The sequence below is a fragment of the Vibrio sp. Of7-15 genome, assembly GCF_022347565.1.
Lineage (GTDB): Bacteria > Pseudomonadota > Gammaproteobacteria > Enterobacterales > Vibrionaceae > NORP241.
This window is the reverse complement of sequence record NZ_JAKRGH010000001.1, coordinates 117,122-133,582: the sequence shown is the minus strand read 5'-3', so window position 1 is coordinate 133,582 and position 16,461 is coordinate 117,122. Positions and strand designations below refer to the sequence as shown.

General features: G+C 34.7%; 13 protein-coding genes. All 13 read right to left on the bottom strand.

Features of this window, described 5'->3' with window-relative positions:
- Positions 1 to 64: 64 nt before the first annotated feature.
- Positions 65 to 1,297: a glycosyltransferase gene (locus MHO82_RS00540; protein ID WP_239181897.1), complete on the bottom strand. Its 1,233-nt coding sequence runs from the start codon at positions 1,295 to 1,297 to the stop codon at positions 65 to 67.
- A complete protein-coding gene (locus MHO82_RS00535; protein WP_239181896.1) occupies positions 1,290 to 2,786 on the bottom strand; it encodes a chondroitinase-B domain-containing protein in 1,497 nt (498 codons plus the stop codon). Before MHO82_RS00535 ends, MHO82_RS00540 begins: the two co-directional genes overlap by 8 nt.
- A complete protein-coding gene (locus MHO82_RS00530; protein ID WP_239181895.1) occupies positions 2,783 to 5,092 on the bottom strand; it encodes a heparinase II/III-family protein in 2,310 nt (769 codons plus the stop codon). Before MHO82_RS00530 ends, MHO82_RS00535 begins: the two co-directional genes overlap by 4 nt.
- Entirely contained in the window at positions 5,093 to 6,049 is a 957-nt protein-coding gene (locus MHO82_RS00525) for a polysaccharide deacetylase family protein (RefSeq protein ID WP_239181894.1), read from the bottom strand. It lies immediately after the preceding gene.
- Complete coding sequence (locus MHO82_RS00520; RefSeq protein WP_239181893.1) at positions 6,042 to 7,364, bottom strand: putative O-glycosylation ligase, exosortase A system-associated; 1,323 nt, start codon at positions 7,362 to 7,364, stop codon at positions 6,042 to 6,044. The genes MHO82_RS00525 and MHO82_RS00520 overlap by 8 nt, the downstream gene beginning before the upstream one ends.
- Positions 7,365 to 7,556: 192 nt before the next feature.
- Entirely contained in the window at positions 7,557 to 8,606 is a 1,050-nt protein-coding gene (locus MHO82_RS00515) for a hypothetical protein (RefSeq protein WP_239181892.1), read from the bottom strand.
- A gap of 13 nt (positions 8,607 to 8,619) precedes the next feature.
- The gene (locus MHO82_RS00510) at positions 8,620 to 10,122 is read right to left on the bottom strand and encodes an MBOAT family protein (RefSeq protein WP_239181891.1); all 1,503 of its coding nucleotides are present in this window, start codon (positions 10,120 to 10,122) and stop codon (positions 8,620 to 8,622) included.
- 71 nt (positions 10,123 to 10,193) lie between these two features.
- Positions 10,194 to 10,646: a PssE/Cps14G family polysaccharide biosynthesis glycosyltransferase gene (gene pssE / locus MHO82_RS00505; RefSeq protein WP_239181890.1), complete on the bottom strand. Its 453-nt coding sequence runs from the start codon at positions 10,644 to 10,646 to the stop codon at positions 10,194 to 10,196.
- Positions 10,643 to 11,137, bottom strand: a complete 495-nt coding sequence (pssD, locus tag MHO82_RS00500; RefSeq protein WP_239181889.1) for a PssD/Cps14F family polysaccharide biosynthesis glycosyltransferase — start codon at positions 11,135 to 11,137, stop codon at positions 10,643 to 10,645. The genes pssE and pssD overlap by 4 nt, the downstream gene beginning before the upstream one ends.
- A gap of 352 nt (positions 11,138 to 11,489) precedes the next feature.
- On the bottom strand, positions 11,490 to 12,572 hold the full coding sequence (locus MHO82_RS00495) for a hypothetical protein (RefSeq protein WP_239181888.1): 1,083 nt from the start codon (positions 12,570 to 12,572) through the stop codon (positions 11,490 to 11,492).
- Positions 12,573 to 12,620: 48 nt separating this feature from the next.
- A complete protein-coding gene (locus MHO82_RS00490; RefSeq protein ID WP_239181887.1) occupies positions 12,621 to 13,757 on the bottom strand; it encodes a hypothetical protein in 1,137 nt (378 codons plus the stop codon).
- The gene (locus MHO82_RS00485; protein WP_239181886.1) at positions 13,733 to 14,935 is read right to left on the bottom strand and encodes a DegT/DnrJ/EryC1/StrS family aminotransferase; all 1,203 of its coding nucleotides are present in this window, start codon (positions 14,933 to 14,935) and stop codon (positions 13,733 to 13,735) included. The genes MHO82_RS00490 and MHO82_RS00485 overlap by 25 nt, the downstream gene beginning before the upstream one ends.
- Complete coding sequence (locus tag MHO82_RS00480; protein ID WP_239181885.1) at positions 14,928 to 16,433, bottom strand: lipopolysaccharide biosynthesis protein; 1,506 nt, start codon at positions 16,431 to 16,433, stop codon at positions 14,928 to 14,930. Before MHO82_RS00480 ends, MHO82_RS00485 begins: the two co-directional genes overlap by 8 nt.
- Between the last annotated feature and the right edge of the window lie 28 nt (positions 16,434 to 16,461).

Here is a 16,461-nt window from a genome sequence, read left to right as displayed (position 1 = left end):
GTCCTGTAATTATCTTAGTAAACGTCATTTGCAGAAAAAGCCATAAAACCTGACGTTTCATCCATTAATCTGTGATTTGATCTAGTACCCTTGCTAATTGGCATGTTCTTTCATAACGAGAAAAGCGTTCTACATTTTTTCTTGGTACAACAGGTTCTTTCATCAAAGCAACAATGGATTCAGCTAACTGTTCAGGGGTTTCAGCGCACTGACTCATCTCTACACCAGACAAAGCCTGACCTGTCGCACTTCCTATAGGACAATAGGCAAGAATAGGTCGACCAGTACGAATATATTCATACAACTTCCCAGGTACTTGATTACAAAATAATCCTCCTTGAATGATCAGTAGCGCATTTGAAGCCATCATTTCATCTAATGACTCTATATAATTAACAGGAGGCAAAAATTCCACTAAATCTTCTATATCCAATGGAGCTAACTGCGATTCAAAAACACCAGCAGAAGAAACGCCCCTGAAAACTAATTTAAAATTACTTTTATTTATCACATTTTGAGACTTTAATATCGACAGCGCACGAAAAAGACCACTCGGATTTCGGCCACGTTGATAAATAGCGCCACTATGCAAAAGAGTAAATTGATTCTTATCATCGTCATTAGAAAGCTCTATACCACGTGTTTCACCATTCAGGTGGTGGAAGTTACCTTCATCGTACCCATTTTCAATCACGTGAAACTTTCTTAATGGTAGATCAGGATAAAGTGACTGATATAAAATGGACGCTTGCTGAGTTGTAAATACCACACCATGAGCTTGAGTTAATGTTTTCCGTTCAATCTGATGAGCAATGAAAGAGTAATTTCCCCCTGATGGATCATATCTTGTGTAAACCGGATCTCTATAATCAGCGATCCAGGGTAAACCACTGTGCTTAGCGAGTTTATGAGCAATATTATGAGCCGTTGAGATAGGATAAGTAGACCAAATTACATCAGGCGAAAGTTCATCAATGAGTTTTTTCCCTAAAGGCACCGCCGTAAAACGCCAACTCCACCAACGATCCGGTACTTTTGTTATGCCTAAATATTTCCCTTTAATTGAAAAATCACGGGACGCATTAAATGAAAAACTACGATAAATATGTTTAATGCCATGCGGCACTTTCTGGCTATGATCCGTGACTTCGTGCGCGCTTTCATTAACCGTCAATATGATAGGTTCCCAACCAAACTCTTGTAGATATTGTGCAAATTTTAACGTTCTTTGCACACCTGCACTTTTACAAGGTGGAAAATCAAGCGCTACCATTAGTATTCTTTTTTTACTATTCATGGCTTCCTACTACTACCCCTACTTTAGAAAAACACGAAAGATCAGCCGCTCCTTGGGCACTAAATTTCCCACGCGGCTGCCCACATAAATTAAGTAGTACAGAACTGTTCACCGTACGAATATCTTCAAGTTCACTAACATCAATCTGTGTACGGTTGTCAGCTTCTCTAAGCGTCGATCCATTTCGACTTCTCAGACTTCCATTTAATAAATTATTGGAGACAAATGCAGATGTTTCAGGAAAGCGAACATCAATACCTAATGTATTTAATAAGGTGTTATGAGTTACGACACTGTTATTCGCTCGGTTTAAATATAATCCGACATCTCTACTACAGTTGACGATCAAATTGTTCCGCACTACCCCATCATGGTGCTCAGCATCACAGCGCCCACCTCGACAAAACGTTTCGCCAGTGCCACCGCCCCCTAGTGATAACCCAACCCTCGTTGTTTCATCATCAGGTAGTGTCCATTCACAATTCACAATATTCTCTTCTAATAAACCATCACGGCCATTACCTTTAAGGAAAGCGGCATAACTTATACGGTCTCCTTTTTGCTTACTGTTATTTGCAATAAAATTACGTCTTACAATCCAATCATTACCCGCAACGACATCGATTAAAGTAACCGAACTACTCGTTTCTCGCCCTTGCTCGTTATAAATAGTATTCGATTCAACCAATATATTATCTGGGTAACGGCGTTTTTCTAATGAACCAGAACCATTTGCTTTAATAATGGAATTAAAGTTCTTAATTTCATTATTTCGAACAATAATATTTTTAGCCCCTGCAATATGAAAAGCATGCTCACACGCTTGATGACTTTGACATACCCCGTTGATCTTCAGATTTTCGAATGACCAATAGTTACCTGAAATCAAAAAGCCTTCAAAAGTCTGCAACTCAAGAGAAACGTCACCATAAGCGTCGGCACGTAAACGAATAGGACGCTGTTGGCTGCCCGATTGAGTAACGTAAATCCGAGAAGACTTAATGTAGTAATCTCCTTTCTCAATCACAATATCATCACCTGGCTGTGCCGCTTTTATCGCATCCAATAATTCCTTAGACGTATTGACATAAACTTCTCTCGTATATCTTTCGCTCTGCAAGATTTGATAGTGTTCAATTAAGCGCTGATCAGACACAACCTTAGGGGAAGCAACAAAGGAGTGCTCTTTATTCGCTCCGATAGAAGACGGGGCAATCTCTATAAAAACGTGTTTATTTGAGCCTACACTGGCTGCAAAATTAGAAATATATAACGCAGGACGTGAAAACCAACTTAATAAAGGAGATTGAGAAGAAGCAAGAGAGTCTGCCGCACGTTTAAAGAAAATATCGGCTGGAAGGTCATGTCGAGCAAAATAATAACCGCCAATAAATATAGAACTTAAAAAGACGAATAAAATCAGATAATGAGCTAAAACCCCGACACGATAAAAATAGTTACCAATCAATTTAAAACATCGTCTAATCATAGCTCACCTTTCCTGTCATGCCACTGACATGCACTTTTTATCTCAGCATTGCAAACCAATAACTCAGATACACCAGAAGGCCATTCCATATTTTGAATGTCAGGATCAGAGCTTAAAATAACCCCAAGAGAGCCAAACTGCCTAAGCTTTTGGTTATTTGTAAATATATGCTCTTGGGTTCTATCTATACGATATTTTTCCAAACTGGGACGATGAACAGTAGTGATTCTGTGAGTGTTTTTATTTGTAGGAAGGTTTATCTCAAAACGCCAGCTAGGCGCTCGCTTTATTTTTTTCTTACTGAGCCCGCCAGAGAAATTATCCCCATTCAAAGTGGTATCATCACCATCACTTTCTACATAAAATTTATAGTCATCCCCACCGATTAAGTAAACATCATCATACTTTCCAAAGATTTCAGTAATTAAACGACCAGTGCCATTTTTTGTTTTCACAACGTCCTCTTCTGTCACTAAGATTCCATTGTTTTGATCTCCTTTTAAAACAGATTCAGCATCAACAATAGGTTTATTGACCGTATGATAAATAACCTTTACTTTATACTCAGGCTTAGTTGTTACAATGTGATCCTGCACTAAAAGAACATCTTGAGACAGCAGATATAAAATTTCTCTTGTCACAGTACTAACTTTGCCACCATCGCCGTTATTATCATACCAAGAGCTGTTATATGATCTAGTCAAGTCCGACTTTAAGTACACAACAGATTCATCTGAAAATCGGGCTACTATCTCTCCACCGGCAAGCACCGGACTTTTTGTCTGCTTACTAAACCAATCGTTAGGGCTTAAAATTGCACTTCCCAACGGCATCGTGACTCTTTGGCCGCCATCATTCACATCATTATTACGATTAAAACCTATTTTTACTTGCTCATTTGGGTTTTGAACCAAAATGGTATTCTTAGCCACAGAACGAATAGCATAATTTAAACGGTTATCACCAGAGTACTTTCCGTACTGACTCGAATTAACCAATAAAGGCGCACCTTTAAACAAAGATAGATGGCCGTTATCATAATGACCATGGTGGGTGAACATGTCACCACTGCGATAACTGATAAATGTACTGTCACTATCCCAGCTTTGACGAATATAACTTTGACCAAAATGCTTTTCACCAAAAGTAGCAAAATGAGGCAATAGATAATCCGTATCCGCTGGATTTTTTGCTATCGCCAGAGAAATAAAGTTAACAGAATTAAATAAGGGCCAACCCCAGCGATAATTGGAAAAATAGCTTTCTCGACCATGCAACTTTTCTAACGATTGAGAATATTGATGAAAAACTGGGTTCTGAGTTATTTGAGCAATAATATCAATGACTCTCCTCGTCTCGTCTTTTAAATCAAGCCTTGGTCCTTCATCCCCTAATGGTTCAATTCGCATATCGGGTCGCGTGGCGTAAATGTGCCAGTAACCTATTCGTTCAAGTAGCTGTTTAATTTTCTGGTGCCATATATCAGGCTCAGTACCATTAAGGTATGCAGCCAAAGCCAGTACAACATAAATAGCCCGTGAATTAATCCAGTAATTATAACCTTCAGGCCACGCCTCAGTCATTGAGCTGGCATTCACCAGTGCATATAAGTGCGGCACTGTTTGAACAAGCTCTTCTGAGGATGCATGATCTAATGCCATCACAACTAACCACATTTGTGATGCTAACGTACTTCGTCCATGCCACTGTGACGGATCATCACTGTTCAATAACAGCAAATAATGTTTAATTGCTTTTCTTAGTAACGTGTTTACTTTCCTTTTTTCATCTTCAGTAAAGGAAATATTATTTTTTAATGCGTCATACGCAAATGCTAACTGCCAGCCATTAGCATAGTGACCACTAGAGTTAGGCAAAACCAATCCAAAATTAAGTATTCTATCTTTCGCTAGCTGTAAAAACTTTGGGTCGTTATATACCAGTGAACAACTGGTCATCCATAGTAAGTCTGCCTTTTTACAAAATAGATATTTTTTCAACTGGGATGTATCAAATCTAATAGGGGTTATTCTATTATTACTTAAATCATTGATTTGTGGGAGGAATAAAGGAGAAGATTTTTTCATTACTGGAATAGTATCTGTACTCAGGTTAAAGCCTAAATCAGATTCTGGGACTAAAAAATAATCAACATAAGGGTTATCAATATTAAGCTTATCCATAGCACGAAAAGCTAATTGATTAACAGTCAAATCGAAGTGCTTTGCAAATAAGATCAAAAAAAGAGCCAATCCAAAGTGAGCAGATAATCCAGAGAATATAAAATAACTTCTTTTTAAAAACATCTAACCTCTCCTGTAGTTAGATGCTAACCGGAAGCAAAATTTCAATTCAGAATCATCCCAAGGAGTAAATCGATTAATTCTGTATCTATCATGTTCAAGATCAGACAATGCGCCCCAATTAGTAGAGAAAGCCGCTTTAAAGCCTAGCTTTTTAATCATATCTACGTGATTTTCATCAAAATCTTTTAGGTATTTTCCATTAGGGTAAGCAAAATACTCGACTTCACTAGCTATAATATTTTCTAAAATATTTTTACTTTCCGATATTTGATTAAAAGCAATATTATCAGATTCCTGAATAAGAATAGGATGGTGATGGGTATGAGCTCCAATAACCATATTATTATTATGCATTTCTTTTATTTCTTTTTCTCTTAAAAAAACATGCTCTACGTGAGGTTGACCAGCTTGATTCGCAATATCAGATATTAGTGACTCTCTTTTAACCAATGGTAAATATTTTGCTATTTCATTAATCTGGTAATAGGCTGATTCTTTTTTTCTAAAAGTAGATATATCATACTTTTGATTGCCTAGGTTTAAATAACCAAGTGTCGTTGGGGCATTTAAAATAGATATTGAGAGTAATTCATCCCATAAAAAACCTCGTTGTAACCCATCAGTAGTAATAAAAAAGCTCGCTGATAATCCTTCGCTTAATAAAGATTGGTATATCAAGCTGTAGCTATCTTGATAGCCATCATCTACCGTAATTGTTACTGCACTCTTAGGAAGGTTATTTTTTTCTTTTAAATCTAGCGCTTCAGGTAAAGGTAAAACTACAAAGTACTTTTTAAGCCAAAATAATTGTTCTTTGAAACGTTCAAGTGAAAGGTCACCAGACCTTAAGGGGCTAAAATTTTCTGAAACACGGTGATAAGTCAGCACATTTAGTCGTTGAGACCCATTAAATGAGCTGCATCTTTCAGCGTATGATTTCAGCATTCTCTCAAGCATGTTGGTCCACCACAGCATCAGATGAAGTAACCGTAGATTTCTGCTTTACAATTCGATGATCTAATACATAGATAATGGCTAAAATCGCATATAAAGCATCAAAGTAAGCTAAACTTACCCCAGCTCCGCCAGCACAATATGCAATGAGTGAAACCCTCAATAAACTGCATAATTGAATCGTGCTACTATCCATCTTCATTTCTTTAGCACGCTTAACTAGCCTACCTGCCTTGAAAAAGCTCGTAATTAATATGCCCATGAATATTAAAAACCCGATATACCCATGATCTCCTAATACTTGAAAATAAATACTATGGGCAGCTTTAAAACCTATTTCTGATAGATGTGATGTATCTATTAAATTATTAAAACTATCTGCTGCTGGATATTTAAACCATATAATATTAACTTGACCAGCTTTAAATCCACCTCCAGTAATTGGGTTATCATTAGCCATTAAGACAGCTTGCTTCCAAGCTAATATCCGCCCAAGAAAAGATGAATCTTCTTGTGCCGTCTCAATAGTATCCATCCGATCGTGCCACTCTGATGGTAAAAAACTCGTGGAAGCAGAGAAACCAACAAAAAACAAAATGGCATATAATATTTTTCTATTACTTTGTAACCAAAAATAACCACCGACAGCAAATAAAGCAACCAAACCACCACGAGAAAAAGTGCCAAATATAGCAATAACTACTAAGACAATGGCACATTTAAGACCCGTTTTTATAAGCTTATTTTTGGATACAGCTATAAGATAAACGAGTAATGGTAATACCATATTGAACGCCAGAGCTAGCTCATTTCGGTCTCCTAAAACATGACCAGGTAATCCATGTATTCGGTGAGCCCCCCCAGAAACAATGTACTTTAACCCTTCAAGACAGCCATAAAATCCAATAGAAAAAACAAGAGCCCAAATAAGAGTGTTGATATGGAGCTTAGATTTTAAAATAAAGATGGCAAAGAAATAGCACAAGCTTATTTTAAGAAACTCAATCCATTCAGGCCAAACGAGAAATGGGTAAGAAATTGTAAAAGCACTTGTTATTGCAGTCCAAACCAAGAACATAAAGATTAGAGAAGTTAATAAATCCCACTCCACTTTTGGTTTATTTTTTAGTATGAGATATGAAATAACTGTAGCGATAACTATGATAAAGTTATATCTAATTCCCGAACCGAAGCTATACATCCAACCATTTGGAAAGTGCATTGCAACCCATACCCACATTGCAACACCAATAAAAGGTCGCTTCAAGGTTGCAAAGACCAAGAAAGGAAAAACCACAATAAAAAGTAAATCCCTCATTTACTTTCCTTGTAATTTTTATCTTGTGCGTTATCTTTTGTATCTTCCTTAATTGCCCAGAAGCATAAGTAAACAACTGCAATTAAGTTACAAGCCCATAATAAACTTTCCATGTCACTTCCTCTCTACAGAATTCATCCTTGACTTCTACAGTAGTGGGTTATCAATAATCTCCCCTAAGGATAATATAGACTAAATTTTTTTATCTTGCTTAACTTTCAATGAATTAGTTACTCTCTTCAGTCTTCCATTAAGTTTGCCCAGTTCATTTTTGTGATATGCTATATAATTATCCTGAGTCATACCATTTACATATAAACCAAATTCATTAGATCCGTTGTTATCGCCTGTTATTACTTCGACTACGCGTTCATTAACAAAAGGAAAGTAATGACTTCCATCATAAGTGTTTTTGGTATTCACAGTAACATCACTAACAATCGAGAAATCATATATCGTAAATCCTTCCTTAGATATTAAGTGAATAGACTTTAAAAAATAGTCTAATAATCCTTTATCATCCATATCCTTAACATGCCAAGCACTTATCGGTGGAATATAAAAAATGACATTTTCACGTTCATAGCGTGAAGCAAGCTCAAGATACTGTCGACTAACTCCTTCTAAATCATTCCCAAAACCAGAAACAGTTTGGGCTAACTCTAAGTCAGGATTAAACTTTTTACTGGTGTTTACCACTGACTCAAAGTTTTTATTATACTCCCTTTCTAGAGGGCTAAGTCCCACTAAGGTTCTTAAAGAATAAATAAATGAGTCCATAGAAAAGTATGCCGATAAAAAGCTATCTGGCTTTTCCATAGTATGGATAAAATCAGGTACTGATACAGGAATAGTCGAAAAGTAATTTTGAGGCTCAATAGAAATTATTACCTTATCTATCTTATTATTAGAATAAGACAATAGGTAATCACTATACTGGATAAACTCATCTATCCTACCTGCCGAAAATGACATATTGAAACAGGTGTTATCCTGAAATTTACTTTCATGAATTAATGTTGTTCTAGAACTGCCAAAAATAAGACAATCAATATTATCTTTCTTATTATGAAACTGATTTACCTTTGAAACCCTTTCATTAAATGCAAAATTTCTATCTGTAACTTTGTTGCCATTAAAATACCATAAAGGATCTACCAATAAATTAACAACAAACACAATTAACATTATCGAGATAGACGTACATGAAAAAATAAAAATTTGAGTTTTATAATAATTCATACCTTCTACCTATTCAAAATTGAAAGTAAAGAAACTCACTTACCTTATTCAAATTTAATATACACCATGAAAAAACACATCCCAAAAGCATTGGAGATATGTACTTTCTACTAAAAGATAAAGAAGAAACTTCGGTTTTTATTAGATCTAAACTTTTATTTATACAAACATCATAAATTTTATTGACTATCTCAGTACTATTGGGTGAAAACTTACAAAAAATAGTAGAGACTACAATAAATAAAAATATACCTTGTTCATACTCACTCTCTTTTCCATTTATAAGTTGTAATATTGACAATGCCCACCCTTTTAAATCACCAAAGAAATATTGAATATCAACTAAACTAGGAAAAGAGGATATATCAACCATAGCCTTCGTTAAATGAAGTGCAGCACTAAAAGATTCGGCCCTAAAAAACACCCAAGCAACAACAACCGAAATGAATGTTAAAACCCAACATAAGAAACCATAAACGATGCCATCTAACTCTATTTTTAATATACTGGAAGTTACATGATTAAAGAAATGATTAACTATTAAATAAAAACCATGTAATCCTCCCCATATAATAAATGTCCAGCCAGCACCATGCCATAACCCACCAATCAACATTGTTAATAATAAGTTTGAATGCCGTCTAAATAACCCTACGCGGTTACCTCCCAAGCTGATGTATAAATAATCACGTAAAAACCTGGATAATGTAATATGCCACCTACGCCAAAAATCTACTATACTCGTTGCTTTATATGGAGAATTGAAGTTTAAAGGTAACCTAATTCCAATAAGCAAAGCTAAACCTATGGCCATATCGGAATATCCTGAAAAATCAAAATAAAGCTGAAATGTGTAGGCTAACGCTCCTTTCCAAGCATCTAAAATAGATAGTTCACCAAAATTATTCGCTAATTGAAAAATTGGTGTAGCAAACATCGCCATTGAATCCGCAACAATTAATTTTTTAAACAAACCAATAGTAAAAAGACTAATACCGAGAACAATAAACTTTTCGTTAAATTTATAGACATTTATATTCCTAAATTGAGGTAGCATTTCTCTGTGATGTACTATAGGACCAGCAATTAACTGTGGGAAGAATGTCACAAACAGCATGTAAAGAAGAAAATTTTGTTCCGAAATTTCACCTCTATAAGAATCAACGAGATAAGCAATTTGCTGAAAGGTAAAGAATGAAATAGCTAATGGTAATACTATATTATCGAGATGAACTTCTAATGACGAAATCCGATTAATCTCAAAAACTACAAAGTTCGCATATTTAAAATAAGCAATAGATGATAAATTAAATAAAACACCTAAATATAAAACTAACTTTTTAGCCGATCTAGATGATAATGACCGTTGAAGAAAACCTGCGATATTATAATTAACACAGATTGAGATCAATATTAAAGAAAGGTACTTTGGATCCCACCAACCATAGAAGAACAAGGAAACAAATACTAACCATAATATTGATAGATTAGTATTTCTACATACCCTCCCTATCAAAAAAAACACCATTAATGATATAGGAAGAAATAAAAATAAAAACTCAAATGAATTAAATAACACAACTACCTCTATTTACTTCCATTAATAAAGCAGTTTAAGTCGTCAAAAATCACATTTATATTATTTTCAACCTTCTGATATTTAGCCTTATCATAAATTAATTGGATATTATTTGGATCATCTACCCAACAAAAACCAACCTCTTTACTTAGTGCATTTAAGAATTCAACCTGATGGTTATCAGCTAACTCAACATTAGCTACAGATATAAATTTTTTATTTTTTCTAATACAGTCTGTTGTACTTCCTGTTCCTCCGTGACAAATTATGAACTCTGCATCATCATAATAACGACTAAGATCTTTGTCATATCTAAAAAATTGGCAATTCTTTGGCTCAAATTCTCCAGAACCTATCTGACATAGAACATTATCACCTGAAAAAAATCCGTTTTCTATTAACTTATCGATATGCATTATTAATCTATCAAAGCTGTATGTGCCAACTGTTACAAAAATCATAGCACCTTCCCTCTATACACAGATTTAGGGTATATCTGGCTTAGCTCTGGCCACTGAACATAAAATTTATCTGAAAGATTAAAATTATAAATAATTTTCCCTGTTCTAGATAAATCATTAACCCGTGTTAAGCTTTCAATAAATATTTTCTTTGATTGATATTTTATCGAACATAGAAAAAGAGGTATCGCCATTGAAGAGCCAACTGATATAATAAAATCAGGTTTAATTTCATTAATAATAGAATAAGCTTTTATTAAACTACGAAAAAAATCCTTTACTCGGATAAATGGGTTTCTCGTTGAAAAATGGGTTGTTTTTGGCATTACAAAGCATTTATCGCTTTCTAAGCTACGTAATATCGAGGTTGAGTCTTCAGCTGTAACATAATAAATACCAGAATCATCACAGTCTAAATTCTTCATTATTTGCTTCATCTGGCCAAGAAACCCACCGCCAGCTAGTATCAATAACACTTTTTTTGATCTCATAATAAGTACTCTCGCTTATCTTTTTTTAAAATTTTCAAAAAAATAGAAGGTGTTATTAAAAATAGCCTAAAAAATAATGCAAATGTCGTAAATAAATGAAAACGACTTATAGATAGCTTGGAGTTCAGTTGAAATATTGATTTATAATTATCTAGATATGAAACAAGAAGGAAATAATATTTCCCAATCGGTAAGGGGTAGTTAATATTATTCTTTAATATTATAGCCATATAACCCTCTCCATCCTTGAGAAGTTATTAATATTATCCTATATTTATGGTAGTACGTATATTTAAAATGGTCAAATTTATCTTAATAAAAATCAACCATTTTATTAAGATAAATTAAATAATTATTTTATACTTAGTAAGGTAAAATCGTATTTACTAGTATTTACAGGGGTAATCAAAATCTCATTATCTGGTAGTATTCCTGTAGGAAAAAAAAGATGAGCATACTTTGTGCACCCCTTACGGTTGCTCGGCTTAAAATTCAAACTTTCTATTTTATCCCAAACATCTCCATTCTCTGAAAACCATAAATCAGCAGTTTTAGTAGGGTTATTTGGCATACCTATCTCATAAGTTGTTCCTAGATACATTTTTCCAGAGCATGATTTAATTATATGATAAGCTGGTTTATCTATCTCAGCTAAGGTTTCTCTCTTTTTAGTCTCTACATTCATTCTATATATTTTATTTTTTGAGTCTGGTGGTGCATCTTTTCCTGCATCCATTCCCCAATATATATAGTCTTTAGTGAACGTTGCTGAAACCATTCTCCAGGATTGATCTCCACCTGAAAATTTGATCAAAGTATCAAATTCATCATCAGTATAATAGAGGTTCGACTCATGGTCTTTATCTCCAGTTGTGACCCAAAGCCTATGCCTGTACTCATCCCAGAATATACCATGAACATGCTTTATTTCATCTGATTCAAATTTATAACAACAATGCATTTTTCTTCCATCATCTGAAATACAATATATTCCTATTGAGCTCACTTTATCATTAATATACTCTCCAAAATATGCATTTCCTGACTCTGGATGTACAGCGATACCTCCCTTTAAAGGTGATTTAATTCCATATTTATTATAGTCAAATGTTTTTTCCGCTAATCTTTTTCTTCCATCGTATCTATATAAAGAACCATACAAGGATATTATTGTTCCACTTGGTAATAACGTTACATGCCCTACACCAATATTATCTGAAAAACATCTATACAGTCTTGAACGCGCGATATAATCTTTTATCTTCCCTATAAAACCAAGGTTTCTAGGTGGTAATCTGAATATTTCAGATAATACCTTATTACTATAACAATATTTATAGATGATGTTATCTGTTGAGCATAAACAGTAATCATAAGTAGAGTGATGAACCATAAACTTTCTTGCTAAATTTATAGTATCAACTTTTCTTGCCATAAAAACCTACCTAAAATATTGAATTTAATTTATATTAAAGATAATCTCTCAAGAAAGTTTAAGCTTTCGTCCTATTTTCTTAGTTATCGTAGATATTAATGGCATTGGGTCTGATATTCTAAATAACGCATCAAAATAACTATATCCTTTACCTTCCTCTATAAAATTGCCCGTACTAAGAGCCATTTTGTCTGCATAAGATTCGCGCCAAACGACTTTCTTACTATACCTTTCTGGCTTAGTACACTTCCCAAAAAAGTAGCCAATTTCTTGCAGAAAGTTGACACCAGATAATGTGGCTACCTCATGCTGAAAGTCCGTTCGACCTACAGTAGGCTCGATAATATAAAACTGTTTTTTAATAGGATCCCACTTATATTCCATTCCTATCAAGCCAGTAAACCCCGTCTTTTCACAGAACTCTATCGTTAGCTTTTGCAACTCCTCATGACGCTCTGGAGAAGCAGTGCAACTTGCTGTTCCACCAACACCTACAGGCCAAGATCTTAATTTTCTTCCGCAGAAAGAGGTCACCTCTTCTCCACTCCGAGCAATGAAACAAAGGTAAAAATAAATATCTGAATCCCCACCATTTATCCATTCTTGTGCGATCATCTCGGGGTTTACACTATGTATTTCTTTATAAAGTTCAGAGATCTCCCCCAAACTATTAACCTTGTAGCCTTTCTTAAACCTTCTTCCGTATTCAGGGTTTTGTTTCAACGGTTTAAAAATGCAAGGAAATTCCAACTGCTCAAGAGAAGCAAGATCAGAAAGAGATTCAATTGTTATTGATCTCGGTATTGGACTGTTAGCTTGCTCTGCGAGTTCCTGTATCCCTTGCTTACTCTGCAGACGTTCCACATCTTGGGAAGGAATCAAGTCAACAATAAAATACTTTTTTAACTCTTCTAAATGCTGACTTAATAGCGTAACGCACAACTCCTCTGTTGGCAGCAAAATGGGCTTTGTTACATTATGAGTTCCTAGAGCAATAAGCTGCTCAATAAACTCTATACTATTCGTTTTACGAGTTTGCCATTTATGAGCATAACGAGAGCGCCATGCAGGCCCATCGACCTGATGAGTAGCAAGCACGACATGGCAAGAGTTAGCTAAGGAGCGAATAACTCCTAATGCATTTAACCCACCACCAATAACTACGAAGGCTGTATTATTTGCCATGGCTTATCCTTTAATAATGTACTTTCTGCTCGCTGTAAAACAGATGCAACATACTGAACATCCGCTTCATTTAAACCAACTAATGGTAGTTCTAATAATCCAGACTCAGGATGACCAGTAAATGGCTGTGACCCATTCATGTAGGCTTTTCTTGTTTCGATTCCATTTTCATTTAAAAACTGTGATAACTCTTCTGGAGTGATCTTATGTGTTCTGATTATTAATCGAGTCAGAAAATTTACACCACTACTTAATTGAGGAATATGAATAGAATCTAAACAATGTAGGTGTTCTTGGTATTCTTTTAATGATTTTTTATTGCTTTTTTTTATATCATCTATTTTTTTAAATTGAATAAGTGCTATTTTAGCATCTACATTAGAAATTCTAGTAATACTTTTATAGTAGTCTTTCCTAGGTAAACCAAGCTTAGTTTTTATCCTAGATAAGTAATAATCTATTGTTCCTAAGTACCTTTTAAATAGGCATGTCATAACAAAATGCAAAAACGGTGACTTCCTGCTTTCCGAATATGGTACCCCTTCATATTGCTTCATTAGATAATTATTAATTTTATCATTATTACATATAAGAAATCCTCCAGAAGCTCTTACACCTGTGACTAACGTTTTTGACTGGCTAAAACTGACTACCCCTACATCACCAAAAGTTCCTACTAATTGCTTCTGGTGAAACTCGCCTACAAGCTGTGCAGCATCATCAATAAGAAAAGTATCATTTTGTTTTGATAATTGGACTATCTTATTGATCTTAGATACCTTCCCATACATATGAGGCATCAAAATTGCTAACGTTTTTTCGGATATTAATGACTCTATGGATTCAGGATCTATGGTTAAATCCTCTCTTATATCTGCCATTATTGGCTTAAGCTCTGCACGAGTAATAACCTCAATAACACTTGGGCAAATATACTTAGGTAGTATTACTTCATTTTTATCAGTTTTTATTTTTTTCATCACCAATAAAGACTGGTAAATTCCGGCTCTAGCTGAGTTAAGAAGATAAACATTATCTAAACCGAAATTACTCTTAATAAAGCTTTCTAATTCATTTATATGCTTACCTTTAATTCCACTAGATATTATATGAATATAACAACTAAAAATGAATTCTTTCCATCCCCAGTAAGCTACATTTAACTGAACTCTACGCATTTGAACGACTCACATTAAAAGGCCAACGATCGAGTTTATTCTCAGGCACACCCAAATCAAACAAAACTGACTTGAATATACTGATGCCATCTTTCCTTATATATACAATCCAAAACCCATAACTAATAACCCCCGTAATCACTTTAATAACTAAAAGATACAGTTCGACTTCTTTTATAAAAACAGGAATAATAGTTTCTATGGCATATATTGAAGCCCACATAAAAAAACAGCCTGAAATAGGGGTAAACATCTGATTTAAATAACTTTTAATAGGAAGGGAAAAATATTTAGATGAAATTAAAATAAGAGCAAACATTAAGAAGGGATATGTGACAGCCAATAGTAAGGACGCGCCATTTATCCCATTCCATGTGGCCCCATAAATGACAGCGCATGGAATAATAATTGCGCACAACGTAGTATACCTAGCTGTAATATCCGCCCTTCCAATAGAGATCAATGCTTGAGTTAGTAAAGGATCAATGGATTTGAAAAGCCCCATCACACACAAAAACTGTAATGGAATAGCGACTGCTACCCAATTATCCCCTAATAGAATAGGTACTAGCTCGTTTGCTGTTATTATAATACCAAATAGAACAGGGAAACTGATAAGTGATAGGCCTGCTGTTAACTTTAATAACGCATTATTTAATGCATTAAAATCATCTTGAAGCTTAGCAAACAGTGGTGAGGCAACCTGTATAATCAAATTTGTAATATGAGCAGTAGGTAAATCCGCTATGGTTTGTGCCATAGAAAATATACCAGTTTGCTTTTCACCAACCACCTTACCCAATACAAGTATCTGAGAATTTATATACAGATACCATGTCACACGTGAATAAGTTACAGAAAGGCCAAATTTCATTAACTCTGTGGCTTGCTTTATAGAGCCATTGGTATCAGGTAACCAACCAGATAACCACATCATAGCAATGGCTTTAAATAATTGAGTAACGAGTAAACCATATACAAGCGACCACACTCCATATCCTATGTACGCCAGCAGAAGTGTCACAGCACACTGAACTACTATAGAGATGAACTCTATACCTGAGATCGACTTAAAACTCATTTCTTTTAATAAAAGAGCATTAGGTACCGTTTTAATCGCTCCAAAAATAAAACCAATAGCAATTACTTGCAAGATAGGTTCAACCTGTGGATTTTCATAGAAATCAGAAGCACTACTTGAAAGGAAAAAAGTTAATATGTATAAAAAAATACTTATCATTAGTGCTATATAAAATGCACCAGATAGCTGCTCTTTAGACACTTCTTTTCTTTGTATTATGGCACTCCCTAATCCAATATCATTAAAAAAGCTAATAAATCCAGAGATAACCATGGCCATCGCCATTAAACCATAATCCTCTGGAGAGAGGATACGAGCCAAAATAAGAGTATTTATAAATGATAAAATCCGACCTGCACTTTTCCCTGCTCCTAGAAAAGCAATGCCTTTTAATGTTTGCTTTTTTAAATCTGACATAACTGCCTATCCCTAGCATTAAGTCAAT